Raw genomic sequence first — 26,804 nt, forward strand, 5'->3', positions numbered from 1 at the left:
ACTTAATTACAGGTCGAAGACGACCATGAGTTTTAAAGACGGCCAACGATGTCCGTTCTGATCGAGTTTGTGAGTGCAACCGTACACACAAAGAAGTTACGTTCAGTCGGAGTGAAGGTCATGTCTTTATTTTTATTGCATAAAAAAGTTACATCTGAATTATTTAAATTTTCAGTTCCAGCGATGCGAGCCTTCTCTATGAGGGGGCTCGCTTTTTTTATTTCTTTTTATGACTTTGCTGTGCATTGGGCGTCGTCAACGAGTGAAAAAAATTGGTTTCAAGCAGCTACATGCTTCGTGATGTTGATTCGCTTCTCGGTAGAGCACAAAGCAAAAGAACAACGTCTATTTGAGAACGCAATAACGCAGCTTAAAAGCAACGTGATTTGAGGAGAAACACTATGAAATTAGTAATGATTGGTCATGGTATGGTGGGCCACAAATTCATCGAAGCCATTTTAGAAAAAGCAGATGATGAACTGGAAATCACTATCCTCGCGGAAGAACCTCGTATCGCGTATGACCGCGTACATTTGACTGAATATTTTTCGGGGAAATCGGCAAAAGATTTATCTTTAGCTCGTTTTGACTTTGCTGATGCTCATGGCATAGACCTGCGTTTAAATACTAAAGCAACTGCAATTGATACTGCTGCACAAACAGTAACAACCAATCATGGCGATGTGATTAGCTATGACAAATTGGTGTTGGCAACAGGCTCGTATGCATTCGTTCCTCCAATTTCGGGTAATGATCGTGAAAACTGCTTTGTTTACCGTACCATTGAAGACTTAGATGCGATTCGTGCAGCGAGCTTGAACGCTAAAACTGGTGTGGTTATTGGTGGTGGTTTGCTCGGTCTTGAGGCAGCCAAAGCATTACGTGACCTAGATTTAGAGACACATGTTGTTGAGTTTGCTCCACGTTTGATGGCAGTTCAAATTGATGATTTGGGTGGTAAAGTTCTACGCCGTAAAATTGAAGATTTAGGTGTAAAAGTTCACACGCAAAAGGCGACTCAATGCATTGAATGCGGTGATAGCACAACACATGTCATGAAGTTTGCTGATGGTAGTGAACTTGAAGCAGATATCATTTTATTCTCGGCAGGCATTCGCCCACGTGATGAGTTAGCACGTAACAGTGGTCTGGCGATTGGTGAACGTGGCGGTATTGTAATTAATGATTACTGCCAAACTTCCGATAGCAACATTTACGCAATTGGTGAATGTGCGCTTTGGCAAAACAAAATCTATGGTTTAGTTGCACCGGGCTATGACATGGCGCGTATTGCAGCAAAACATGTGCTAGATGAAGAGTGTAATTCTTTTACTGGTGCGGACATGAGCACCAAATTGAAATTGATGGGTGTTGATGTTGCATCTGTAGGTGACGCGCATGCCATGACTCCGGGTGCATTAAGCTACTTCTATACAGATGAGCATGCACTGGTTTATAAAAAGATTGTTGTAAATGCAGACAAAACCAAATTGCTTGGCGCAGTTTTGGTGGGCGATGCCAAAGAATATAACGACCTTTTACAAATGATGTTAAACGGTCTGGATTTACCTGAAGTGCCTGAAAGTTTAATCATGCCGGGCTTTGAGCAATCAGCAGGAAAATCTGGTGGTAGCGGTGTGGATTTGCTGCCTGACAGTGCGACTATTTGTTCATGTAACAACGTATCAAAAGCAGACATCTGCCAGGCAATTAGTGATGGCTCGACTTCTTTAGGTGCATTGAAGAAATGCACCAAAGCAGCAACAGCATGTGGTGGTTGTGCACCATTAGTGACTCAAGTATTGAAATCTGAGTTACAACGTCAAGGTGTAACCGTTAACAACCACATTTGCGAACACTTCCCGTACTCTCGTCAAGAGTTGTATCACTTGGTTCGTGTCAATGAAATCAAAACTTTTGACGACTTAATTGATCAACATGGTCATGGTTTAGGGTGTGATATCTGTAAACCTGCTGCTGCTAATATCTTAGCATCTTGCTGGAATGACTTCGTACTTGAACCAAGTCATGCAGGTCTACAAGACAGTAACGACTACTACTTGGGTAACATCCAAAAAGATGGTTCTTACTCGGTCGTACCGCGTATGGCTGGCGGTGAAGTGACTCCGGATGGTTTGATTGCGATTGGTCAAATTGCCAAGAAATATAACCTCTATACCAAAATAACTGGTGGTCAACGCGTTGACATGTTCGGTGCGCAAGTTCATGAGCTTCCATTTATTTGGGAAGAATTGAATGCCGCTGGTTTTGAATCGGGTCATGCATACGGTAAGTCTTTACGTACTGTGAAATCTTGTGTCGGTAGTACTTGGTGTCGTTATGGTGTAGACAACTCAGTTGGTTTAGCGATCGAGCTTGAAAATCGCTACAAAGGTTTACGTTCACCACATAAATTAAAAATGGCGGTGTCTGGCTGTACACGTGAGTGTGCGGAAGCGCAAGGTAAAGACGTGGGTATTATCGCGACTGAAAAAGGCTGGAACCTTTACGTGTGTGGTAATGGTGGTATGAAACCGCGTCATGCAGAATTGCTTGCATCTGACCTCGATAAAGAAACATTGATTCGTTATATCGATCGTTTCTATATGTTCTACATCCAAACCGCAGACCGTTTACAACGTACTAGCGTATGGCGCGACAACATGGAAGGTGGTTTGGACTACCTTAAATCTGTGGTGGTTGATGATTCTCTTGGGTTGGCTGCTGAGCTTGAACGCCGTATGGAACATGTGATTGGCACATATCAAGATGAATGGCGTACTGCGGTAGAAAATCCTGAAGTTCGTAAACGCTTCCAAACTTATATCAATGCAAGTGCCAATGAACAGGCCGATCCACACATTCAATTTACGACTGAACGTGGCCAAATCCGACCATTAACAGACGTTGAACGTTCAGAAGACCGTATTCCAATGGTTGAAGCATAAGCAGGAGAATTTCTATGAATATTGTACAAGACAAAAATATGCTTCCTGATGGCCAATGGATTGATGTGTGTGCACTAGATGATTTAACCCCAAACACTGGCGCTGGTGCGCTAGTGGGTGATCAAGCAGTTGCAATCTTCCGAGTTGGACATGAAAAACGCGTTTATGTGCTGAGCAATAAGGATCCATTTAGCCAAGCCAACGTCATGAGCCGTGGGATTATTGGCGATTTACAAGGTGAGCGCGTAATCGCATCACCAATTTATAAACAACACTTTAGTTTGGCTACTGGTCGCTGTTTAGAAGATAAAGACCAGAAACTTTCAGTTTATCCAAGCAAAATTGTTGATGGTCGTGTTTTGATCAACCCCGTGCCACAAAAAACTTATATTACCAATACAGGTGTGTCTCAAGACAAACTTAAACTAGTACTGATTGGTAATGGCTTGGCAGGTATGCGTTGCCTAGAAGATTTACTCGACATGGCACCAGATCGTTATGAAGTAACGGTGATTGGTGAAGAACCTTGGGGTAACTACAACCGTATTATGTTATCTCCAGTTTTATCTGGTGAAAAAACCATTGAAGACATTATGCTGCACCCACCGAAATGGTATAGCGACAAAGGCATCAAATTTATTGCAGGCGACAAAGCTGTAAAAATTGATCGCCCACGTAAAGTGGTTTACACCGAAAAGGAACAAACAGTTGATTATGACCGTTTGATCTTGGCAACTGGTTCGGCGCCATTTATTCCGCCAGTCCAAGGTGTCGATTTAAAAGGTGTTTTAACCTTCCGTGATATTTATGACGTTAACACCATGATTGAGTACTGCGGTTCAAAAACCAATGCAGTGGTGATTGGTGGTGGCTTACTTGGTTTGGAAGCAGCTTACGGTTTAAAGCAACGCGGTATGAATGTGACCGTATTGCATTTAATGGACCGTATTATGGAGCGTCAACTCGACGGCCGAGCTAGCCAGTTACTTCGTCATAGCATTGAGCAAAAGGGCATTAATATTATTACCGAAGCTAATACAGAAGCATTGGTAGGTGATGAAAATGGTCATGTAAAACAGATTCGACTAAAAGACGGTACTGTTTTAGATGCAGACCTTGTGGTCTTTGCAGTCGGTATCCGACCAAATATTAGCTTGGCACAAAGTGCAGGTTTACGCTGTAACCGCGGCGTATTGGTGAATGACACTATGCAAACCTTTGACCCAAGTATTTATGCTGTGGGTGAGTGTATTGAACACCGTGGGCAAACATTTGGTCTGGTTGAGCCATTATGGGGCCAAGCCTTTATCTGTGCAACGCACTTGGCTGAGCATGGTAGTTTGACCTTTAAGGCACCGACTGTACCGACCCAGTTAAAGGTCAGTGGTGTCGATGTATTTTCTGCCGGCAATTTTGAACCGAAAGATGATTATGAAGACATTATCCTGAACGATGAAAAACGCCAGATTTACAAACGCATTATCATTCAAAGCGATCGGGTAATCGGTGCAGTATTGTTTGGGGATACTGAAGATGGTATGTGGTATGCAGAGTTAATCGCAGATCAAACCCCTGTTTCTTCATTCAGAAATAAACTGTTATTTGGTCGAGATTTTGCATTAAAAAATGCAGGCTAAATAGGGAAAGGAGCAGTTATGAACAGTATTCCAAGCGTTGAAATCGATAGCTCCGATCATGTGGCAAAAACAACTAAAACAACATGTCCATATTGTGGTGTTGGTTGCGGTGTCAGTGTACACGTTCAACAAAAACCTCAAGGGCCTGTGGTTCAAGTTGAGGGGGATGCAGAGCATCCTTCCAACTTTGGACGCTTATGCATTAAAGGTAGTCGTCTTGCGGATACTTTGGGGTTAGAAACACGTGTTTTACAGCCAATGATGGGACGTAAGTCTCATCGGACTGTAACTACATGGGACGATGCAATCGATAAGATTGCCGATAAATTTCAGTCATGTATCGACAAATATGGCCGTGACAGCATCGCCTTTTATGTTTCAGGACAATTGCTTACTGAAGACTATTATGTCGTTAACAAATTTGTAAAAGGCTATTTAGGTACAGCCAACATCGACACTAACTCAAGATTATGTATGTCATCAGCGGTGGCTGGACATAAACGTAGCTTTGGTGAAGATCTTGTACCAGCAAGCTATGAAGATTTTGAACACGCAGACATGGTGGTATTGGTAGGTTCCAATACTGCATGGTGTCATCCGGTACTTTATCAACGGATTATGCAGGCAAAGAGCCAAAACCCAGATATGTTTGTGGTGGTGATTGACCCACGCTTTACTAGTACATGTGAACAAGCCGATTTACATTTGCCGATTTTACCTGGCCAAGATGTCGCCTTGTTTAATGGCTTATTTCAATACTTATATCAAAATGGTCATGCCGATCAGGCTTTTATCGATACCTATACCGAAGGCCTACAAGAAGTTTTGGCGAGCAGTCAGCCAGAAACTGATATGGAGTATGTGGCAAAGCGGACAGGAATTGCGCTAGAGAAGTTACAGCAGTTCTTTGAGAAATTTGCTCAGACAGAAAAAGTGGTAACCCTATTTTCAATGGGTGTGAATCAATCTACTCAGGGTGTAAATAAAGCCAATAGTATTATTAACTGTCATTTACTCACTGGAAAAATTGGCAAACTGGGTGCAGCACCGTTCTCAATGACAGGGCAACCCAATGCGATGGGTGGCCGAGAAGTGGGTGGCTTGGCAAATATGCTAGCAGCTCACATGGATTTAGATAACCCACTGCATCAAAAAGTCGTGCAAACCTTTTGGGATAGCCCATTCATTGCTAATCAAGCGGGCTTAAAAGCAGTTGATTTGTTCCGTGCTGTTGAATCAGGAAAAATTAAAGCCATCTGGATTATGGCAACTAATCCTGTTGTGAGTTTGCCTGATGCAGACCAAGTCAAACGTGCATTAGAAAAATGCGAGCTGGTCGTGGTGTCAGATATTTGTGCAGATACCGATACGACAGCATATGCTGATATTTTACTTCCTGCTTTGGGTTGGGGAGAAAAAGACGGTACTGTAACTAACTCTGAACGCCGTATCTCTCGTCAGCGTGCTTTCCTGCCTGCTCCAGGTGAAGCAAAAGCAGACTGGTGGTCAGTGAGCCAAGTTGCGAAAAAATTAGGCTTTAATGGTTTTGACTTTGCGGGCCCTAGTGACATCTTTAATGAGCATGCGGCACTATCCGCACAAGATAATGTAGATATAGATGCGCGTGAAGAAAGTAGTATTTTTCGTTATTTCAACCTTAAAGGTTTGATGAACTTAAATGCTGCTGAGTACGATGTTCTGCAACCTCTACAATGGCCAGTGTGGGATAAAACCCAAGATGCTAAAGCCGTTCAGCAACTGTTTGGCAAGGGCCAATTTAGCTATAAAAATGCGAAGGCAAAACTGATTCCAACGGCCGCAATTGATCCGGTTCATGCAGTTTCAGAAGACTATCCACTCATTTTGAACACTGGTCGTATTCGTGATCAGTGGCATACTATGACCCGTACTGGCTTGTCAGCAAACTTAACCAGTCACCGCGCAGAACCGTTCTGTGAGATTCATCCGAGCGATGCGCTAAAGTTTGGTGTGCGTGATCAAGGTTTGGTTGAAGTTCGTTCAAAGTGGGGAAGTTGTGTATTACGTGTGACATTCTCATCAGGTGTACGTCGTGGGCAAATTTTTGCACCGATTCACTGGACTGAACAAGTTGCCTCCGATGCCCGCATTGGTAAAGTCGTTAACCCAGAAGTTGATGCAATTTCTGGTGAACCTGAGTTTAAACATACACCTGTCACCATTCAGCCGTTCTATACCACTTGGCAAGGGGTGCTCTATGTTCGTGAAGGATATGATTCGCATATCCAACAATCGCTACATCACTGTGCATGGTGGACTAAGGTCAAAATGGTTAAAACCAACCGTTATGAACTTGCAGACCGCCAAACTTTTCATGATACTCAAAAGAACCTGAAAAATTTCTTGCCATTTGCCGATGAAACTTTTGAATGGTTAAGTATTGAAGATATCTCTTCACAACTGAGTCATAGCGTTATTTTGAAAGATGGCATTGTAATTGCAAGCTTATATATTGCACCGCCAGATTTATTGCCAGACCGTGATTGGGTAGCGAGTCTGTTTAAACGTGAGCGTTTAAGTGCCTTGCACCGCAAAGCTTTGCTAGCGGGCATGCCAATGTCTGCTACAAATAATGATGGGCCTTTAGTGTGTAGTTGTTTTAAAGTGGGTAAGAATAAAATTATTGAAGCCATTAAAACGCAAAATATTACTCATGAAAAACAGGTCACTGCTTGTTTAAAAGCGGGTGGGAACTGTGGTTCATGTTTACCTGAAATCCGTGGCCTGATTAAAGCTTGCCAACAGGAGGTGGAAGTGTGAATAAGGGATATCCCGTAACTGATCTGGTCATTCTGGCGGGTGGACAAGCCCGCCGTATGAACGGTTTAAATAAGTTGTTGCAGCAATTTGATGGTGAACCCCAACTTCTTAAAATTCATCAAAAATTAAAACTATCAGTGTCTGAAATTTGGGTGAATAGTCATCGCGACTACTCCATCTATCAGAGTATTGTGCCAGATATTAAATGTTTTCAAGACGATGCTTCTGGATTTTTCGGCCCACTGATGGGTATGAAAAGTGCGTGGTCACATGTAGAAGCAGATTATGTTTTGTTTATTCCCTGTGATGTGACCTATGTACCAACACAAGTCGTTGCCAAATTACACAGTGCACTTAGGAAAAATAAACAAGCTCAAGCCGCTTATGTGTCAATTAATGGAGATGCCTTGTACCCATTTTGTTTGTTAAAGCGTGAAAGTCTAATCACGATAACAGAGCAAATTGAAAAACAACGCTTAAGTTTGAAAGAGTGCTTTAAGCTTTTACATGCACAAGTCGCCATATTTCAAAAACAAAATTTATTTTTTCATAGCATCAATTCTCTAGATGAGCTTCAGCAATACAAACAAATCACAGCATTTAAAGAAATTTTTACAGCAAATTAACGATGTATTTGAATAGCTTTTAACCTTACATTGGTCGTGCGAAAAACGTTTTTAATATTTGTGCCGTTGACTATTTATTATATAAGTTCTATTTTGGAACTTGTTGTTTTAGTTCCATCCATATGCATAAAAATAAAGGGAGTCAATCGAAATGGTAGAAGCGCTAAAGGAAAACAAAACGGATGTTACCGCATGTATTTTGTGTTCAAGAAATTGCGGGTTAAGTGTCGAAATTAAAGATAATCAATTTGTCAAAATTAAAGGTAATCCTGAACATCCATTTTCACAAGGCTACATTTGTCAAAAAGCTGCAAGATTACAGCATTATCAGCAGCATGCAGACCGTTTGACTACGCCATTAAAACGTCAACCAGATGGTTCATTTCAAGAAATTAGTTGGGACAATGCTATACACGAAATTGCCGAACGTTTAGTTCAGATTAGAGATAATTTTGGCGGGACCGCTTTTGCTTCTGTTGGGGGCGGTGGTCAGGGTAATCATCTCGGTGCAGCTTATGGGCGTCAACTTTTGTTGGCTATGAAAAGTTATTATGCTTACAACTCTCTTGCCCAAGAAAAAACGGGTGATTTTTGGCTGAATGGACGTTTATTTGGAAATCAGGCCTGCCATACGACAGAAGATGTTGAATACGCTGATTATGTTCTTTTCATTGGTACAAATCCGTTTCAGGCACATGGAATTCCAAATGCACGAGACACGCTAAAGCATATTAAAAAAGACCCCAACCGTACCATGGTGGTATTTGACCCACGTGTTACCGAAACGGCAAAGCAAGCAGATATTCATGTGCAGTTAAAACCTGGAACAGATGCTTTTTTAATGTCGGCCATGATTGCCATTATTATTAAAGAACAACTTTATGATGCGAAGTTCATTGAACAGCATACACAAGGGTTTGAAGAGGTAAAAACAACTTTTAGCCGTGTCCCGATTGAAGAATATATTGCAAAAGCTGATGTACCAGTCGATTTGATTTATCAAGTGGTGAGAGATTTTGCAAAGGCTAAAAGAGGCTGTGTGCGCATCGATTTAGGTATTCAGCATACTTTAAATACGACATTAAACGGATATTTAGAAAAACTACTGTATTTATTGACCGGAAACTTTGGAAAACAAGGCACCAATAATTTACACACTTGGTTTATTCCAATTTTAAGCGATACCGATGAAAGAAAATCGAAATATCGACGTAGTGTTTACCATAAAATGTTTCCCATCTCAGGTCTTTTCCCACCCAATATTTTACCTGACGAAATATTAAAAGCAGGCGAAAAACGAATTCGCGCAGTTTTTGTGGATAGTTGTAATCCTTTATTAACCTATCCCGATACACCTGCATACGAAAAAGCATTTAAAGCTCTAGATTTACTGGTTGTGGTCGATGTTGCTATGACAGAAACCGCTCGGTTAGCAGATTATATTTTACCGGCACATACTCAGTTTGAAAAATGGGAATTTACAGGTTTTAATCTTGAGTTTCCTAAAAACGGTTTTCACCTGAGACATCCGGTATTTACCGCCCAAGGCAATACGTTACCCGAAGCAGAAATTTATACACGATTACTTGAAGCCATGAAGGTCATTCCTAAAAGCTTTGCAGTGTTAGAAAAAATAGCTGCGGTCGACTCGAAAAAAACAGCCTATTTACCTTATCTGTCGGCTTTGGGTTTAACTTTTGCTCGACATAAAAAATACATTCCTTTTGCAGCTTCAATTCTCTATCGCACTTTAGGTAAACATTTAGAAAACTCAGCTGCTTCAGTTGCTTTTTTATTACCTCTGTCTATTCAATATGCTGTTTTACATACCAAAGCGGTGCGCCGTGCAGGTTACAAAGGTAATCCTTTAACGTTAGGTGTTCGTTTATTTGAGCAAATTTTAAATCAGCGTTCAGGTGTGGTGTTATCACAACATGAATATGATGAAATGTGGAAGCTTGTGGCATACAAAGACAAAAAAATACGTCTGGTTATTCCCGAAATGTTGAATGAGTTGGCAAATTTAAAAAATCATCAATTTAGTATTGAAGAGTTTCCTTTCATACTTTTGTCGGGGGAACGCCGTAGTTATAACGCTAATCAGATTTACCGTGACCCTGCATGGCGAAAAGTAGATGCAGAAGGGGCTTTACGAATTCACCCTGAAGACGCAACAAACTTGAATGTAGCAGTAGGAGATCAACTCAAATGTATCTCACAACACGGAGAAATTCAGGTAACCGTAGATTTTGATGAGGGTATGCGAAAAGGTGTTGTGTCACTTCCACATGGTTATGGCATGCGCTTTCAAGGTGGCGAGCCAATAGGGCCACAATTAAATCTTCTGGTGTCTGGTGAACATTGTGATCCTTTATCTAAAACGCCGTACCATAAATATGTACCCATCCGTCTAGAAAAATGCTAGAAATAATGTAGGGCATACAAGAGATTGACGTCGCACTAAATTTGTACAGCTTTAAAATTTAAGACGAAAATTGGACGACGTTAATCTTGCTGATACCCATAAAAAACTATGGATGATAAATAGAATTGGAACAAATTTTGCTTAAACAGCACAGCACTATTGAAGAGCAAATTTCTATTTTAATTGCTCAGAAAAAGTGCCAGCAATATTTGAACTGTTCTCGATATGAGTGCAAATGATGAAACAATATCACTCTGAAAATACACCTTTGGTTCTTCAAGACCAATATGGCCGTATAAAGCGAAAGCTACGTATTTCCATAACTGATCGCTGTAATTTTAAGTGTGTATATTGCATGCCTGAACATCCTGAATGGTTGAATAAGCAAGATCTGCTTGGTTTTGAGGCACTGTTTCAATTTTGTCATTTTATGGTGCAACATGGTGTTGAAAGTATCCGCATTACAGGCGGCGAACCATTAATGCGTCAAGGCATTGTGCATTTTGTTCGTGAGTTACAAGCTTTGAAAGCGTTAGGCCTAAAACGTATTTCAATGACTACAAATGGGCATTACCTTGCAAAATACGCTAGGCAGTTAAAAGATGCAGGATTAGATGACCTAAATATTAGTTTAGACAGTCTTGATGCTATTCAGTTTAAAGAGCTAACCAAGAAAAAATTAGAACCTGTTCTCGAGGGTATTCAGGCTGCTAAAGATGTCGGATTACCATTCAAAATTAACTGCGTACTGATGAAAAATAAAAACGATGATCAGATCTTACCGATGGTTCAATGGTCAATCGCCAATCATATTCCTTTACGCTTTATTGAGTTTATGCCACTTGATGGCGATGCGCTTTGGTCAAGTAAAGATGTAGTGAGTGAGGCTGAAATTTTACAGGCTTTGCAACCACATTATTCAGTAGAGGTTGTCGAACAACAGCATGAGCCAGCACGCCAATATCTAATCAATAATAGCTACTCTCTTGGAATTATTTCCACAATCACTCATTCATTTTGCCATCAATGCGACCGTATACGGTTAACTGCACAAGGCGAACTCTACAACTGTTTATTTGCACCGCAAGGTCTCAATATTAAACCGCAGCTTCAATCATTATTACGTGCACGTACTACTGCTGATCATGCAATGTATATTCAACAGTTAACAGATATGGTTATGCCGTATATTTGGCACAAAGCAAAAGGCTTTCATGCTTTACAACATCAACAAACCCGTAAAATCAGTATGCATATGCTTGGGGGATAAATGCAGCAATCTATCCAAATTAAAATCGAAGCGTTTGGTGCAATTGAAAAATTGCTTCCTCAAAACCTTTCGTTGGTTTGTCCCAATCATATTTTGGTTAAAAATGTATTAGATGAAATTGTTTCATTACATCCAGAATGTACACAAGCCATGGAAAAATGTGCATGTGCGATTGGCGATAATGTCATAACGAGACAATCTACTTTAAGTGAGCCATGTACTTTGGTTTTATTGTCACCAGTTGCAGGAGGGTGAATCATGCGAGATTTTGCACGTATACAAGAGCAGGCTTTAAGTTTAGATACTTTTGATTCTATCCAATCATTTCCTGAATGTGGTGGAATCGATATTTTTATAGGTACGGTTCGTAATCACCATGAGGGTAAAGCTGTTAAAGCGTTGAAATATACGTCATATAAGCCACTTTCTGAAAAAATGATACGTGAAATTGAACTGGAAATTGAGAAAAAGTATCAGGTATCTTATGTGCGGGTCGTTCATCGGATTGGTCATCTGGATGTAGGTGAGACAGCCATTATTGCGATTGCTTATGCAGCCCATCGCCGTGAAGCTTTTCAAGCATGCGAGGAAGCGGTTGAGCGAGTGAAGCATGAAGTGCCAGTTTTTAAAGAAGAGTTCTTTACAGACGGTACGAGTCATTATGTAGAAGGCTGTTGTATTCGCAAAGATGCACCAAAAGAACACAAGCATCACCACCATCATGCCGGCCATGCACACTCACACTGAAATATGTACGTCTAGGATAAATAATGAAAAACGTAGGAATGAAGCCGGAAAGTTATCGTGTTGCTGAAGCACAAGCGATTTTATATGCGCCTCCACATTGTATTGAGCTATTAAGACAAGGTAATACTGAAAAGGGGGATGCATTAAAAACTGCACGTGTGGCAGGAATCTTGGCAGCCAAACGCACCGATGAGCTGATTCCTTTGTGTCATCCACTGCCGATTTATCGTGCAGATGTTGAATATGAATTAGAACATGATTTTGTAAAGATTATTACCGTGGTCGAAACGATTGGCCCTACTGGGGTAGAAATGGAAGCCCTCACGGCTGCAAGCCTTGCAGGTTTAACTATTTACGACATGTTAAAACCACATTGTGAACCAGAAGAACTCTGGATGGATCAATGTAAACTGCTTAAGAAAAAGGGCGGGAAATCGCACTTCAAACGTATTCTTCGTCAACCCGTTTCGGCAGCGGTCATTGTGTTATCTGACACCGTTGCAGCCGGTAGAAAACCCGATACAGCCGGAAAGTCTGTGGTAGAAACTTTAACTGAAGCAGGATTCGATCCGATTCATTATCAAATTTTGCCTGATGAAGCAGATGTTCTAAAAGATTTAGTGCTTGAGCTGAGTAAGTCATATGCTTGCATTATGACGGTGGGTGGAACCGGAATTGGTAAGCGTGACATTACGGTTGATACGCTAGAGCCACTTCTTGAGCGTAAGCTAGACGGTTTAATGGAAGCTGCACGATCTTTTGGACAAAAACGCACACCTTATGCTGCAATGTCACGTGGGGTAGCAGGTTTTATTGATCGCTCATTGGTGGTGACTTTACCGGGAAGCCGTGGTGGAGCAAGCGAATCAATGGCTGCCATTTTACCAGCACTCGTTCATATTTTTGATGTGTGCCGTGATTTACCGCATCCGGGAGGCTATGAATAATGTCAGGTTGTGGTACAGAGCGTGGATTAATTAGTGTAGATGAAGCACTTGAGCTGATTGTTAAGCAGCCAAAAAAGTTGGGTTCGATTAACCAAGTTCTTCAAAACAGTCTAAGCAGATATCTCGCTAAAGAAATTTATTCAGAAATTAATCTGCCGAGCTTTTCTCAAAGTGCTGTAGATGGTTATGCACTTTGTAGCCATGCGGAAGATTTAAATAAACAAAAATTTCAGGTTACTGGTGAGATTCGTGCAGGAAGCGAAAGCCATGACACCCTTCATGAAGGTCAGGCTATTCGTATATTCACAGGCGGTAAAATTCCAGAAGGAACAACACATGTTGCTCGGCAGGAAATTGTATCGGTTCTTTCGGCCCAAGAAATTTGTTTAACTGAGCATATACGTCCTCAAGCTGATATTCGATTTACAGGTGAAGAAGTCCAGAAAGAACAATTGCTGGCACAAACAGGCCAATTTCTTAATATTGGAAGCTTGGCTGCCTTAAGTATGGCAGGTGTGCAAACTGTTGAAGTTTTTCGTACACCGAAAGTTGCTGTTTTGGTGACTGGTGATGAAGTTGCAGAAACGGCAGAAGATCTTGTCGACGGCAAAATCTTTGATGCAAATGGGCCATTATTAAAAGCTTGGTTTGAAGATTATGGCTTGGATGTTGAACTGATTCATGTGGCAGATGAGGCAGAGCAAGTCACACATTACTTTAATCAGTTAAAAGACAGCCATGATGTCATTATAACGACAGGTGGAGTCTCTGTAGGTGATTATGACTTTGTACGACCATGTGCTTTTGAGGTTGGTTTTGAACAAATCTTTTGGAAAGTAAAACAGAAACCTGGCAAACCATTGTTCTTTGCTGAATATTCAAACCCAGAAACAGATCATTGTTGTTATTTGCTCGGTTTGCCGGGTAATCCCGCTGCAGTCTATGTGTCTATGCAGGTGTATGGTAAGACATTACTAGATACCCTACAGGGAAATCAAGCAGGGCCAGAGTGGTTTAGTGCGATTTTAGATCATGATTTAAATGAAGATGCGCGTGAACGTTTTTTACGAATGTATGCTTATTTTGAAAATGGTCAGCTTAAAATAAAAAGTCTGGCAAAACAGCAATCGCACATGCTGAGTAACTTAATGCAGGCCAATTGTCTGGTTCGTATTCCGGCAGGCGTAAAACTAGAAGTAGGCAATATATTAAAGGGTGTATTTATTTCAAACTAATTATAAAAGATGATAAATATGACTCATTATGAAAAATGAGTGGGTTATATTTATTTAGCAATTTTTAATAATAACTTTTTCTTTTTTCATAATGAAAATTTTTTTATAAAGTGGATAAGAAGTTATTTTTATAATGAATCTTGCATAAATCGTAGTAAGTGGTTTAGGGTATAAACAATAGGGCCGTTGGGCTAGGAAAATTCGAGGAACGCATAAAGATGAAATGGGATGACATCGGTGATCAACCTTGTTCGGTTGCTCGTATGCTATCAGTGATTGGCGATCGATGGACGATGCTAATATTACGTAATGCTTTTATGGGAATACGACGTTTTGACGATTTTCAAAAATCATTAGGCGTAACTCGTCATGTCCTTTCAGATCGTTTAAAGCGTTTGGTTGAATATGAAATATTAGCCAAAGCTCCTTATTTTGATCGTCAAGAACGCTTTGAATACAAACTCACTGATAAGGGCTTTGAACTTTATCCAATTATCTTGTCTATGGCGAATTGGGCAGATAAATGGATGGATCAAGGTTTAGGTAAGCCTTTGGAATACCGTCATAAAACTTGTGGACACAAGTTTGAACCAGTTATGGTATGTTCGGTCTGCCGTGAGCCTTTACATGCAAAACAAGTGCAAGTCTCAGCTGGACCGGGCTATTTTGCATATATTGAACAAAAACAGAAACAAGCTTAATTTTTCTCTCTATAAATTATGAAGACTCTTGTTGAATAGCATCAGCAAGAGTCTTATAAATATGTTCGTGATTTGACTGCGCTACATTAAATCGTATGAATTGACCTGCATTAGAAGCTTGGCTAAAAGCATTGCCTGGCGCAAGAATAACATTATGATTAATACAATATTTCGCAATTTTTGAAGCTTCAATACCCTCTGGCAAATGACACCAAACAAAAATTCCAGCTTGAGGTTTAATCCATGGCTTTATACCCAGAGGTTCAAGTTTTGTAATGGTATCGTGCATGGCTTTTGCTAAACGAACTTTTAGTAATTCTATATGTTTACGATAAGAGCCATCTGTTAAAGCGGTAAGCAAAACTTCAGCAGAAACACCATTGTGAGAAAAACTTGTGGCAATTTTTAGGTCGGTGAGCTGATCCATCCATTCAGGTTTGGCAATAATATAACCACAGCGAATAGACGCTGATAATGTTTTAGAAAAGCTTCCAATAAAAATTACGCGTGAAAGATTATCTAAAGCCGCGAGTCTAGGTGCTGGTGTATATTCAAAATCTGAGAAAATATCGTCTTCAACTACAATTAAGTTAGATTGCTCAATCAATTTTAAGAGTTGGTGTGCCGTAGAAAGAGAAAGCGTTGCTCCAGTTGGATTGTGAATTCCTGAGTTGGTGATATAAAGACGTGGGTTATAAGTATCAATTGCTTCTTTAAATGCTTCTAAGTCGGGACCTGTTGGTGTGTACGGGATACCAATAACCTTGACTTGATGAACTTTAAGCAATGCATGAAAGTTAAAATAACAAGGATCATCAATCAGAACGACGTCATCGGGCTTTAGTAAAAACCGGAAAACTAAATCGATCGATTGAGTACCAGAATCTGTTAAAAGTACTTGATTCAGATTTGCATCTATTCCTTTTGATTGTGCACGCCTTGCTAATAAATCCCGTAAAGGTGGTAATCCTAACGGGGTTGAATAACCCATTAAACAAGCGTCTGAACTCCTTGCAGCTGCCCTTAATCCTTTACGAATACTGTCTAATGGCATCCAATCATCGGGTAACCAACCGCAGCCGGGCTTAAAAACATCTGCTTTCGCTTCCAAAGATTGACGTGAAATCCATAATGGGTCGACTGAACGATCTAATTTAGGGCTTAATTCACTTAATGATAGAGGTGCGAGCGGACCAACAATATAAAAACCCGATCCAGTTCTTGATTCGATTTTGCCTAAAGCAATTAATCTTTCATACGCTTCTACAACAGTTGATACTGAAAAACCCAAATCATTTGCTAACTTGCGAACAGAGGGTAAGCGTGCTCCGGGCATTAAAGATCGATTTTTTATTTGTTGCTCAATCTCTGAAATGACAATTTCAATTTTTGTTTTGCTCTGGTTCACGGGCTTACAATCTCAACTGTAATGGTTATAAGTACATAACAGTTCTTTTAAATTGTACTGCTTTGTATCTGGTTTAATCACCTTAGCACAGCTTAAATTCTTCGTATAGTGACGGAGAAAATTATGAATAAGTTTATGAATGGCTGGGTAAATGGTTTTATTGGCGTGGCTATTTTTGCAGGGTCATTACCCGCAACACGTGTAGCTGTAATGGGATTTGAACCGGGCTTTCTAACCGCAGCACGTGCGGCAATTGCTGGTATTTTAGGACTTATTCTTATATTGGTTTTAAAACAAAAGAAACCAGCCAAACAAGATTGGTGGCCTCTTGCCATTGTTGCTATAGGGGTGGTGATTGGTTTTCCGTTATTTACCGCCCTCGCTTTGCAATATATGAATGCAGCTCATTCAATTGTCTTTGTTAGTCTTTTGCCGCTTGCAACTGCAATATTTGCTGTACTGAGAGGTGGAGAAAAGCCGAATCAATTTTTCTGGATATTTGCAGTCTTGGGGAGTGCGGTTGTTTTCGCTTATATGTTTTTTATTTCTGGTGATACATCACTTGGAATAGGGGACTTTTATATGTTGATGGCGATTATTTTCTGTGGCTTTGGCTATGCAGAAGGCGGTGTACTTTCAAGAAAAATAGGCGGGTGGCAGGTCATTTGTTGGGCGCTCATTTTATCATTACCCTTCATGCTGTTTCTTACTATTTTTTATATGCCTACTTCTTTCCAGAATATATCGGCATCAGCTGTAGTTGGCCTCATTTATGTGTCTTTGTTTAGCATGCTAATTGGTTTTTTCTTTTGGTATAAAGGACTTGCCCAAGGTGGTATTGCTGCGATTAGTCAACTACAACTCTTACAGCCTTTAATGGGGCTAGCCATTGCGGCAGCCTTATTGCATGAACATGTGAGCTGGTCGATGTTGGTGGTTACAGCAGCAACCCTTTTATGCGTCGCTGCTGCTAAAAAGTTTGCTTAGCTTTATAAACAATTTGCTGGTTTAGGAACACCTGCCAAACGACTTAAATGGCGGGCAACTAAACCAGTATTAAATTGTTGCTGCAACACGGCATTATTAATATCTGGACTTACTGTTTTCATTAAAAATTTAATGAGTGGGCGAGTTGCTGGAGAGTGCCCAAACTGTTGATAAAACTGACGCACAGCAGCTAAAACTTCAAAATGCCAATCGGTTAGTTCAAGATCAAGTGACTTGGCAAGCTCTTGTGCAACTTCAGGATTCCAAGTTGTATAATCAACCAAATGACCATCTTGGTCTAATTCTAAATTCATGAAACTAGCCTAAATCTATTATTTAAGAGAAATACAGCGTTTAAACGTTAAAACCAGATCTGCAAATTGATCATAGTCGAGTACATTCATCTGAGCTAAAGTATCTGCATCGAGTAAATCTTTTTCGATACTTAAGCATGAAACACTTTCAAACTGTTGAATCATTTCAGTTGAAAGCCGTGCAACAGAATCACCCATAAAAATAATCTGGTCACCTACCTGATAAAGATGACCTAATTCATCAATAATATTCGGTGTATTGTGATAAGTAGATTGCACGAGATAAAGTGTTGATGGATTCATTAAAATTACACCTTCATCTACCAATATAAGACATGGTCAAAAGATTGAATGAACTCATTATTTAATTGAATGAATTCGAGCTCTTGTTCTGTTTGTTGAACAAAAGGATTTTGTTGATTTTTGCTTTCGATAAGAATGGGGCTTAAATCATAAAATTCAAAGCTTTCGACCATATTTGATGCTACTTTGAAGATATGATGAAACTGGTTAAAGCTCAGGTCATTTTGCAAGAGACTAAGAGCAGCATCTTTCAATAATACTTTGACTGGCGAGCCAAAGGTTGCTAAAACCATAGTAGCGGAAAGGCTTTCATTGATTTGAAGACTAGTTAAGTTGGCTTGGCTTAAAATGACGAGTACAGATTTCACACAATATACCTTTTAAAAGCAACAATCTAAGCAAACAAAGTAACTTAAAATTGAATAAGACGAGATGCTGACTGTACCGCATCAGCAAGTTCACCTAACCCGACGAGTTGAAAGTCTTTGGCAAGGTTGTAATGAGTAAGGTGATGGCGACTGGCATTTTCTGCATCGGTAATACCACGAGCGAGGGCAGCACTCACACATACAGGAAGTCGAATCGCAAGCTTTTGCCATTCATGCGTTAAATTACGCTGGTCGTCAGGAACCCATTGAAAATCATTAGCAACCTGCACGCCGTCTTGGTAAAAGAATACACGAAAGTCTTCATTTTTACTTTTGAGTGCCTGAGCAAGTCCTAACGCATGCCAAGCATGAATGGAAGTAGGAGCAGAGGTAATTAGTAGTAATGTACTCATTAAGAATTCACTATGGTCATACGTCTAAATGGGCGTAGATGCATTAAGAGAAAGGTAAGTATACAATGATTTTAGTGACAGGTGGTTTAGGCTTTATCGGTTCACACATTGCTTTGAGTCTAATGGCCCAAGGGCAAGAAGTGGTAATTGTCGATAACTTGGCTAATTCGACCTTGCAAACGCTGGAACGGCTAGAGTTTATTTCTGGTATGTACGTTCCATTTGTTAAACTTGATGTACGTAATACACCTGCATTGAATAAGGTCTTCGAGCAATATTCAATTGATGCAGTTATTCATACTGCTGGGTTTAAATCAATTGAAGAATCTAATCTTAAACCTCTTGAATATTATAATGATAATGTAAGTTGCATCATGAGTTTACTGCGTGCCATGCAACGCACAGGTGTTCGTCACTTTATTCAGCTGTCAAGCCTTGCTGCTTATGGAAAATCTGGTTTGCAATTAAGCGAAACAGAAGAATTTAATTACACTTATCCTAATCCTTATATTAAGTCTCAACAGATGATTGAAGAAATCATCCGTGATACTTATAAAATTGATCATGAGTGGAAAATTGCGATCTTGCGCTTATCTAATATTGTAGGTGCATTTGAACATGGGGTACTTGGAGAGTATGTCGCACAGCTCCCTAAAAATATTGTACCGCTTGCGATGCAAGTTGCAGCAATGCAACGCGATTTGATTGAATTACAAGATCAAGCTGAAACATCAGACCATACGACTGAACGCAGTTTTCTACACGTTTTAGATGTGTGTGAAGCTGTAACTGCAAGCTTACATTGGCTGCGTAATCAAACACATTGTTGTGAGGCATTCAATATTGCCCATGACCAAGTTCACTCTATTCGTCAATTACTAGATGAAATTTCACAAGTAACTCAAGCCGAAATTGCGACTCAACCTGCGATTTATAAGCATGTTGAGTTAGGTCAGGTTGGGGCAAATATAGAAAAAGCAAAAACATTATTGCAATGGACACCTAAACGCTCGTTAAAACAAATGATTGAAGATGAATGGCGCTTTTATCAAAATACATTAAATGGAAGATAAGATAATGATTCTTATTTACAATAATGGAATGCTTGAGTACGATATTAAAAATTAACTAGCCAGAGCAAATACTTGCTTCAGCCCGTAAGTTCTTTAACCAGACAACTGAGGTTTCTATGCAAACACGAATTGAACATGACACTATGGGTGAGATTGAAGTTCCGAATGAAGCATTGTGGGGAGCACAGACTCAACGCAGCTTACAGAACTTTAAAATCGGGCAAGAACGATTACCACGTGCCATGATTCGAGCAATGGGGCTAGTAAAAAAGGCTGCTGCGATAACCAATGCTGAACTTGAACAGTTACCGCAAGATTTGAGCCAATATATTGTGGGCGCGGCTGAAGAAGTAATTGATGGTAAATGGGATTCACAGTTTCCTTTAGTTGTATGGCAGACTGGTTCTGGTACGCAAAGTAACATGAACTGCAATGAAGTGATTGCAAATATTGCAAACCAAAAATTAGGTCAAGCATTAGGTGCCCAAAAGCCTGTACATCCAAATGACCATGTCAACCGTGCGCAATCAACAAACGATTCATTTCCAACGGCAATCCATGTTGCTGCAAGTTTGCAAATTAATGAATTACTCATTCCTGCCGTAGAACAACTTAAAGCGACTTTGCAAAAGAAATCTGATGAGTTTCAATCTATTGTTAAAATTGGTCGTACCCATTTACAAGATGCAACGCCATTAACTTTAGGTCAAGAATTCAGCGGCTATGTATCTCAGCTTGAACATGGTGTAGTGCGCTTACAGCAAGCTTTAAGTGGTTTATATGAATTGCCACTAGGTGGTACTGCAGTAGGTACAGGGTTAAATGCACATCCTGACTATGCAGTGAAATCAGCTGCTCAACTTGCATTGCTTACAGGCTTACCGTTTGTGACTGCTCCAAACAAATTTGAAGCACTTGCAGGACGTGATGCTGCTGTTTTTGCTTCTGGTGCATTAAAAACGCTTGCGGTCAGTTTAAATAAAATTGCGAATGATATTCGTTGGTTGGCAAGTGGGCCACGTTGTGGTTTTGGTGAAATCCGTATCCCAGAAAATGAACCTGGTTCAAGCATTATGCCGGGTAAAGTCAATCCGACACAAAGTGAAGCAATGACGATGGTTGTTGCACAAGTGCTTGGAAATGATACGACCATTAATGTGGCAGGTGCTTCAGGTAACTTTGAATTAAACGTATTTATGCCAGTGATTGCTTACAACTTATTGCAGTCTATTCAGTTGCTTGGTGATGCGTGTAATAGTTTTAATGATCACTGTGCGGTGGGAATTGAGCCTAATCAGGATAAAATTGATTACTTCTTACATAACTCTCTCATGTTGGTAACCGCTTTAAACCCAGTGATTGGTTATGAAAATTCTGCAAAAGTTGCCAAGACTGCCTATAAAGAAAATAAAACTTTAAAGCAGGTCGCTGTTGAGCTTGGCTTGGTTACGGCAGAGCAATTTGATGAAGTGGTTAAACCTGAAAAAATGGTTTCACCAAATAGTAAATAATCTCCTCTAATAGGCTTTTTTATTGTCAAATACTTCTGTAATATCCGCGAGTTGCTAAGTACAACAAAAGTCCTGAATGATCAGCGCAAAAAATCATAAGGGGAAGGCCTGCTTGAAAAAGTGGGCTTTTTTTATACCTTGAAATGTTAGTGTCATAACTAAACCTTATTTTTGCTACGTTATTTTATTCTAAGCTCCAATAAATGAAACAGACTAAATCAATAGTTGTTTTAGCAATAACAGCTTGTACCTTGTCCGGTTGTCTACAAATGTTTCCACCTACTGTAGCTGAGGTGAATCCTGGTGTTTACCAACTTCATGCTAAAAGTAATGCATTTGGTTCAAGAGAAGCTTTGAGGTCAAAGTTAATCGGGAAAGCAGAGGAAATATGTAAAGATAAAGGTTTTGATGAGTTGGATAGCAATAACAAAATCGTAAATCATCATACTGTCTATAATTCAGGACTGCTAATTCCAGTAAATACCAAAGCAGCTGTTTTGAAAGTTAAGTGTAAAGATTAATTTAAATACAAGTTAGCCCATGGGAGAGTTAGTTCTCTCAGACATATGACGGTATAAGAAACCCGACTAAGTATCGACTAATGGCGGGGTTTTTTATTGTTAAGTATTTCTGTAATATTTATATATTAGTTTAGCGCTGAATGATTAGTGCTAGAAATCAAAAGAAGGGCGGATCTTTTTTTCGCTAGCTTCATTTCTGCTTGAGAAGAGGAAGTGAGCTTTTTTATTATTTAAGAAAAAACATAATTTTTTAGATGGAATTTAAATAGTGATGTACACAATTAGATATGTTCATCGGAACAATACTTACTATATTGCTTCGAATATCGAAGGGAATTTTATTATTCTTGAGTCAATTGATTCAGAATTCCGTATGGGCCATCAAATTTCTTATGATGGTGAGAAGGTATTTAACCTTACTTTAAATGATGAAACTGATGCAGTCATTAAACTACAGAGTGATGAAAAAACAGCATATGAATACTTACTGTCAGTTAAATAAATTAGTTTTTTAGTATGAAGTATTTCTGTAAGAACTAGGTAAGAGTAAAAGGTACTTCACAGAATAAAAAAGTTAAAAAGCTTTATTTCTTTTGAAAAAGCTATGGTATGGTTAATCACGCTTTAATTATGGGCAGTTAAAATAAATGAACTGTTTTTTGAATAAAATCACCACAACCACCACGACCTTTAAGGAAGGCTGTGTGTGATTTTTTTATTAAAGTGACTTAATAAGATAACCAAACCCAGCCAATAATGGCTGGGTTAATTTTTCTCTGTTCATTATTGGTTTTACAGAGAAAGATTATGAAAAAACTCAGTAGTAACTCAAAATCGGCTTTACTCGTCATTGATATGCAAAATGGCTTATTTAACGGTGAGCCTAAGCCACATAATGTCAAACTTGTACTTTTAAATATTCTTAGCCTTATTGAATATTGTCGTTTGAATGATAGACCAATTATCTTTATTCGGCATGTCGGTGAGAAAGGTACACCATTAGATCCAAACGGCCCGAACACTCAACTAATTACAGACTTATCTTTTAATCCACATAAAGATACAGTCATTGAAAAAATGTACCCTAGCAGCTTTAAAAATACTGTTTTAAAAGAAGTATTAGAGAAACTTGATATTGATGAAATCATAATTACTGGAATGAAAACTGAATATTGTATTGATACTACTGTTAGGGCTGCTTCAGAGTATGGATATAAAGTGACACTAATTTCAGATGCACATACAACAACTGATTCAGCAGCTTTAAATGCTTCGCAAATCATTGATCATCATAACCAAGTTTTAAACAATGCTTTTGCTCAGTTAAAAACTACAGCAGAGTTCATTTCTTCAGTTTAGTTTAGAACTAGGGCGAACAACTTTATTAAAAAGTTTTATTAGCTGTATATCTCTTACGGCATAAGAAGCCCTGCTAAAGACAAGTTATTGGTGGGGTTTATAGCGATGGCAAGAATTGAGTCTGCATCAACAAAGAGCTCTTTTCGGAGGGCTTTTTGTCAAGAGGGTGTAAGTTTCACTAATTAATGGCGAATTAGCGTTGAATAAGCTGTCATAATTGTTAAAATGCGCACCTTGTCCTGTTTTTATATTGTTTTTGTTTTGCATCTATTTTACGAGATTTAAAATAAAGAAATTAAAAACAGAAGCTTAGCTAAGGATTTTTGAATGCTCTCTATTTATTTGACAGATACCCAACAACATGTGCAATTTAATGATTATCCTGGTGATCAGCCTGTTAAGTTTCTGTTAAATCTTAAAAAGATTTTCCCAAGTACAGGTGATCTGTTATTGCCAGTTTTACCTGATGATAACGATCTAGAAAATGTAACGTGGGAATCAACTTCTGAAGATTTTGATGTCTTTAAAAAGCTATTAGCTGGATGGGGTGTTATTGAACTACGTTTAAATGCAATTACGGCTTATAAAGATAAAAACTTTGCGAATGAGTTAGTGAAACAAGCTCAAGCGAAACGCAAAAAAACTGCCCAAAAAAATCATGAACTCTCTTTGGTTGCACTTGATTATATTTTTATGCACGAAGTTCACGCATTGATTGATGCAGAGCTGGTCACTATTGGTGAGAAATTTTATTTACCGACCTTGCGTGAGCAATGGAAAGGTACAGTTTCAGACCCAGTGCTCAATGGAAAACTCTAATTAAACACAAAAGGTGAATTCATAAAGATTCACCTTTTTTATTTTTATAATTAAATTAATGATTTATAAATTGCTAATTGCTGGTACAAAAGTTTACAAGAAAAGAATGCGTTTTTTTTAAAGTGGCAGATACATTGCTTATATAAATACAAAATTATTGCGGGAGAGAGGTTCGAAAGAACCCGCCGAAGGAGCAACAAGCCCGGAAACTCTCAGGCAGAAGGACTGTAATAATTAAAAAATCTGGAGAGAAGCTTAGATTTATAAGAATTGAAAATAATAACTTATAAATTATAAACTCACCGAAGGGGAAGATCTAAACGTTAAAAGGTAACGTTGGGGTCGAAACTCTCAGGTACCAATGACAGATGGGCTGTACTGATGAAATGTTTTGCATTTCTGAGGAGTCTGTTATGCCACATGTTATTGTGATAGGTGCGGGAATCACAGGGGTTACCTCTGCCTATGAATTATCGCAACTGGGTTATCAAGTCACAGTGATTGATCGACATCTATATCCTGCAATGGAAACATCATTTGCCAATGGAGGGCAATTATCGGCTTGTAATGCCGAAGTATGGAACCAAAAAGCCACTGTAGTTAAAGGCTTTAAGTGGATGAGGCAAAAAGATGCGCCGCTACTACTGAATCCTTCATTTAGTTTGCATAAGTATAGTTGGCTGGTTGAGTTCTTATCCCATATTAAACACTATGAAGCTAATACGATCGAGACGGTCCGATTGGCATTACTCGCCCGTAAGCGCTTGTTTGAAGTTGCAGAAAAAGAGCAACTTCAGTTTGATTTGGAGAAACGTGGCATTCTTCATATGTATCATAGTAAGGCCGATTATGAGATCGCTAAACAAGTCAATGATGTCTTGAATAAAGGTAAATTGGAACGCTATTCAGTTTCACCTGATGAAATGAAAAAGATAGAGCCATCGTTAACGGGTGAATATTTTGGTGGTTATTACACACCAAGTGATGCAACGGGGGATATCCATAAATACTCAACCTCTTTGGCTGAAAAGACTAAACAATACGGTGTTGAGTATAAATTTGGTTTGGAAGTCACAGATATTAAGTGTCATCCAGACAAAGTGATCGTAAGTTGTCAGCCAAGCGCAGAGCATCCTTATCTTGTTGAATCCGATAGCATCCAGATTGAAGGTGATGTGCTTGTGGTTTGTGGTGGTGTAGGAAGTTATCAACTCGCCGATATGATTGGTGAGCGAGTAAATGTTTATCCAGTAAAAGGCTATTCAATTACCGTGCAATTAAAAGATGAGCAAAGTGTAAAGAATGCACCGTGGGTAAGTTTACTAGATGAAAGTGCTAAAATCGTGACTTCTCGTTTAGGTAAGGATCGGTTGCGCGTGGCGGGAACTGCTGAATTTAATGGTTACAACCGTGATATACGGGCTGATCGTATTCAACCCTTAGTAAATTGGGTAAACCGTAACTTTGATATTTCAACTGAGCACGTGGTGCCTTGGGCGGGTTTAAGACCTATGATGCCTAATATGCTACCTGTGGTGAAGCAGTCTAAACAACCGCGAATTTTCTATAATACCGGACATGGGCATTTAGGGTGGACTTTGTCTGCGGCGACAGCAGTTTTAGTGGGTCAGGATATTGCTCAAAAATATCCGGTCTAGAAAGTAAAAAGCCAGTGTTTAAACACTGGCTTTTATTTTAAGTATTAAATTAATCATATAATCGGTAGATTCCGCTAAAGCGTTCACAGCCTTTTTGTTGGGTTTTCACATTAAGTAAAGCTTTTTGAAAATTAAACTGATATTTACAGTTGTGCTCATTGTCTAAAATTTCACTTTTTTGTTCAGGCGAACTATAGGCCATTAAGGAAATCGTTTGTGTTTCTTTACGGTTATTTGGATTGCGGTATGCGATTCCTTCAATCTTGATTTTATCCTTTGCAAGTTGATGGACTTGAATGTGAACAGGTTGTGCAGCTATACGTCCATTTTCAAACTTAAGATAATGTTGGGTAAGCGTTTGCTTAAGTGATGCATAAAAATTTAGGTCATCAGTACGTAAATCAAACTGTTGCTGAACGCATGTATTACTCTTGCATTGCTGAGTATGTTTAGACCATAACTTTTGTGTATCCTGTAAAAGCTGTAAGGGGGCATCAGTAACTAAATATGCGGAAAGATATTTATTATCGAGTTGTTTCTTCGATTCACTAAATGTTTTTGAGCAGATTTTAAGCTCAGTTTCAGAGTTGGAGCAGTCTATTGATTCTGCAAAGACAAGAGATGAACATAAACAACTCAGTGTCACGGCAAAACTTAATCTTTTCAATTGATTCATATCAGTATTAGACAGCATGATCGCTTATACTTTCAGTCTACTTTGCTAGGTGTACTATA

At 39.3% G+C, this 26,804-nt stretch carries 26 protein-coding genes and 1 riboswitch; of the genes, 20 read left to right on the plus strand and 6 right to left on the minus strand.

Features of this window, described 5'->3' with window-relative positions; translation table 11 throughout:
• Nucleotides 1-48 precede the first annotated feature (48 nt).
• The 12 genes from RMB13_RS06210 to RMB13_RS06265 all read left to right on the plus strand — a co-directional run bounded on the left by RMB13_RS06210 (nucleotide 49) and on the right by RMB13_RS06265 (nucleotide 15,335).
• Nucleotides 49-390, plus strand: a complete 342-nt coding sequence (locus tag RMB13_RS06210; RefSeq protein ID WP_003652244.1) for a hypothetical protein — start codon at nucleotides 49-51, stop codon at nucleotides 388-390.
• An 11-nt stretch (nucleotides 391-401) separates the two neighbouring features.
• Complete coding sequence (gene nirB / locus RMB13_RS06215; RefSeq protein ID WP_311084707.1) at nucleotides 402-2,948, plus strand: nitrite reductase large subunit NirB; 2,547 nt, start codon at nucleotides 402-404, stop codon at nucleotides 2,946-2,948.
• Between the two features lie 14 nt (nucleotides 2,949-2,962).
• The gene (gene nirD / locus RMB13_RS06220; protein ID WP_199989698.1) at nucleotides 2,963-4,585 is read left to right on the plus strand and encodes a nitrite reductase small subunit NirD; all 1,623 of its coding nucleotides are present in this window, start codon (nucleotides 2,963-2,965) and stop codon (nucleotides 4,583-4,585) included.
• Between the two features lie 18 nt (nucleotides 4,586-4,603).
• Nucleotides 4,604-7,384 (plus strand): molybdopterin-dependent oxidoreductase, encoded by a 2,781-nt coding sequence (locus tag RMB13_RS06225; RefSeq protein ID WP_311084709.1) that lies wholly within the window; start codon nucleotides 4,604-4,606, stop codon nucleotides 7,382-7,384.
• Nucleotides 7,381-8,010, plus strand: coding sequence for an NTP transferase domain-containing protein (locus RMB13_RS06230; protein WP_311084710.1), 630 nt, complete (start codon nucleotides 7,381-7,383; stop codon nucleotides 8,008-8,010). Before RMB13_RS06225 ends, RMB13_RS06230 begins: the two co-directional genes overlap by 4 nt.
• A 151-nt stretch (nucleotides 8,011-8,161) precedes the next feature.
• Nucleotides 8,162-10,435 carry a molybdopterin-dependent oxidoreductase gene (locus tag RMB13_RS06235; RefSeq protein ID WP_311084711.1) on the plus strand — a complete coding sequence of 758 codons (2,274 nt, stop codon included), beginning with the start codon at nucleotides 8,162-8,164 and terminating at the stop codon, nucleotides 10,433-10,435.
• Nucleotides 10,436-10,664: 229 nt separating this feature from the next.
• A complete protein-coding gene (moaA, locus tag RMB13_RS06240; protein WP_311084712.1) occupies nucleotides 10,665-11,705 on the plus strand; it encodes a GTP 3',8-cyclase MoaA in 1,041 nt (346 codons plus the stop codon).
• On the plus strand, nucleotides 11,706-11,960 hold the full coding sequence (locus tag RMB13_RS06245) for a hypothetical protein (RefSeq protein ID WP_005039954.1): 255 nt from the start codon (nucleotides 11,706-11,708) through the stop codon (nucleotides 11,958-11,960).
• A gap of 3 nt (nucleotides 11,961-11,963) precedes the next feature.
• A complete protein-coding gene (locus RMB13_RS06250) occupies nucleotides 11,964-12,452 on the plus strand; it encodes a molybdenum cofactor biosynthesis protein MoaE (protein ID WP_311084713.1) in 489 nt (162 codons plus the stop codon).
• A 23-nt stretch (nucleotides 12,453-12,475) separates the two neighbouring features.
• A complete protein-coding gene (gene moaCB / locus RMB13_RS06255; protein ID WP_311084714.1) occupies nucleotides 12,476-13,399 on the plus strand; it encodes a bifunctional molybdenum cofactor biosynthesis protein MoaC/MoaB in 924 nt (307 codons plus the stop codon).
• Nucleotides 13,399-14,634 carry a molybdopterin molybdotransferase MoeA gene (locus tag RMB13_RS06260; RefSeq protein WP_311084715.1) on the plus strand — a complete coding sequence of 412 codons (1,236 nt, stop codon included), beginning with the start codon at nucleotides 13,399-13,401 and terminating at the stop codon, nucleotides 14,632-14,634. Before moaCB ends, RMB13_RS06260 begins: the two co-directional genes overlap by 1 nt.
• 218 nt (nucleotides 14,635-14,852) lie before the next feature.
• The gene (locus RMB13_RS06265) at nucleotides 14,853-15,335 is read left to right on the plus strand and encodes a helix-turn-helix domain-containing protein (RefSeq protein ID WP_003652226.1); all 483 of its coding nucleotides are present in this window, start codon (nucleotides 14,853-14,855) and stop codon (nucleotides 15,333-15,335) included.
• Nucleotides 15,336-15,351: 16 nt separating this feature from the next.
• Here the strand turns inward: RMB13_RS06265 and RMB13_RS06270 are convergent, their stop codons facing one another.
• Entirely contained in the window at nucleotides 15,352-16,743 is a 1,392-nt protein-coding gene (locus tag RMB13_RS06270) for a PLP-dependent aminotransferase family protein (protein WP_311084716.1), read from the minus strand.
• Nucleotides 16,744-16,866: 123 nt separating this feature from the next.
• On the opposite strand from RMB13_RS06270, the gene RMB13_RS06275 reads away from it, so the two are divergent.
• Nucleotides 16,867-17,730 carry a DMT family transporter gene (locus RMB13_RS06275; protein ID WP_311084717.1) on the plus strand — a complete coding sequence of 288 codons (864 nt, stop codon included), beginning with the start codon at nucleotides 16,867-16,869 and terminating at the stop codon, nucleotides 17,728-17,730.
• 2 nt (nucleotides 17,731-17,732) lie between these two features.
• Here the strand turns inward: RMB13_RS06275 and RMB13_RS06280 are convergent, their stop codons facing one another.
• Genes RMB13_RS06280 through tusD form a run of 4 tightly spaced genes read right to left on the minus strand, consistent with a single transcriptional unit; the run spans nucleotide 17,733 to nucleotide 19,128 of the window.
• Entirely contained in the window at nucleotides 17,733-18,044 is a 312-nt protein-coding gene (locus RMB13_RS06280) for a TusE/DsrC/DsvC family sulfur relay protein (protein WP_311084718.1), read from the minus strand.
• A gap of 18 nt (nucleotides 18,045-18,062) precedes the next feature.
• On the minus strand, nucleotides 18,063-18,347 hold the full coding sequence (locus RMB13_RS06285; RefSeq protein ID WP_311084719.1) for a DsrH like protein: 285 nt from the start codon (nucleotides 18,345-18,347) through the stop codon (nucleotides 18,063-18,065).
• A gap of 17 nt (nucleotides 18,348-18,364) precedes the next feature.
• Complete coding sequence (locus RMB13_RS06290; protein ID WP_080027289.1) at nucleotides 18,365-18,715, minus strand: hypothetical protein; 351 nt, start codon at nucleotides 18,713-18,715, stop codon at nucleotides 18,365-18,367.
• A 44-nt stretch (nucleotides 18,716-18,759) separates the two neighbouring features.
• Complete coding sequence (gene tusD, locus RMB13_RS06295) at nucleotides 18,760-19,128, minus strand: sulfurtransferase complex subunit TusD (RefSeq protein WP_017388211.1); 369 nt, start codon at nucleotides 19,126-19,128, stop codon at nucleotides 18,760-18,762.
• Between the two features lie 65 nt (nucleotides 19,129-19,193).
• Here tusD and RMB13_RS06300 point away from each other — a divergent pair, with 65 nt between their 5' ends.
• The 7 genes from RMB13_RS06300 to RMB13_RS06330 all read left to right on the plus strand — a co-directional run bounded on the left by RMB13_RS06300 (nucleotide 19,194) and on the right by RMB13_RS06330 (nucleotide 26,069).
• The gene (locus tag RMB13_RS06300) at nucleotides 19,194-20,201 is read left to right on the plus strand and encodes a UDP-glucose 4-epimerase (protein ID WP_003652214.1); all 1,008 of its coding nucleotides are present in this window, start codon (nucleotides 19,194-19,196) and stop codon (nucleotides 20,199-20,201) included.
• Between the two features lie 116 nt (nucleotides 20,202-20,317).
• Nucleotides 20,318-21,712: a class II fumarate hydratase gene (gene fumC / locus RMB13_RS06305; RefSeq protein ID WP_311084720.1), complete on the plus strand. Its 1,395-nt coding sequence runs from the start codon at nucleotides 20,318-20,320 to the stop codon at nucleotides 21,710-21,712.
• Between the two features lie 203 nt (nucleotides 21,713-21,915).
• A complete protein-coding gene (locus RMB13_RS06310; protein WP_311084721.1) occupies nucleotides 21,916-22,233 on the plus strand; it encodes a hypothetical protein in 318 nt (105 codons plus the stop codon).
• A gap of 271 nt (nucleotides 22,234-22,504) precedes the next feature.
• Nucleotides 22,505-22,735, plus strand: coding sequence for a hypothetical protein (locus RMB13_RS06315; protein ID WP_004643124.1), 231 nt, complete (start codon nucleotides 22,505-22,507; stop codon nucleotides 22,733-22,735).
• Between the two features lie 305 nt (nucleotides 22,736-23,040).
• Nucleotides 23,041-23,592 (plus strand): cysteine hydrolase family protein, encoded by a 552-nt coding sequence (locus tag RMB13_RS06320; protein ID WP_311084722.1) that lies wholly within the window; start codon nucleotides 23,041-23,043, stop codon nucleotides 23,590-23,592.
• A 327-nt stretch (nucleotides 23,593-23,919) separates the two neighbouring features.
• A complete protein-coding gene (locus RMB13_RS06325; RefSeq protein WP_092707038.1) occupies nucleotides 23,920-24,411 on the plus strand; it encodes a hypothetical protein in 492 nt (163 codons plus the stop codon).
• Between the two features lie 150 nt (nucleotides 24,412-24,561).
• Nucleotides 24,562-24,649, plus strand: a riboswitch (glycine riboswitch).
• Nucleotides 24,650-24,824: 175 nt separating this feature from the next.
• Nucleotides 24,825-26,069 (plus strand): D-amino acid dehydrogenase, encoded by a 1,245-nt coding sequence (locus tag RMB13_RS06330; protein WP_311084723.1) that lies wholly within the window; start codon nucleotides 24,825-24,827, stop codon nucleotides 26,067-26,069.
• 49 nt (nucleotides 26,070-26,118) lie between these two features.
• Here RMB13_RS06330 and RMB13_RS06335 read toward each other — a convergent pair whose 3' ends face one another.
• On the minus strand, nucleotides 26,119-26,763 hold the full coding sequence (locus RMB13_RS06335; RefSeq protein ID WP_311084724.1) for a hypothetical protein: 645 nt from the start codon (nucleotides 26,761-26,763) through the stop codon (nucleotides 26,119-26,121).
• Nucleotides 26,764-26,804: the final 41 nt, after the last annotated feature.

It is taken from the genome of Acinetobacter sp. V102_4 (assembly GCF_031799005.1).
Taxonomy (GTDB): Bacteria; Pseudomonadota; Gammaproteobacteria; order Pseudomonadales; family Moraxellaceae; genus Acinetobacter; species Acinetobacter calcoaceticus.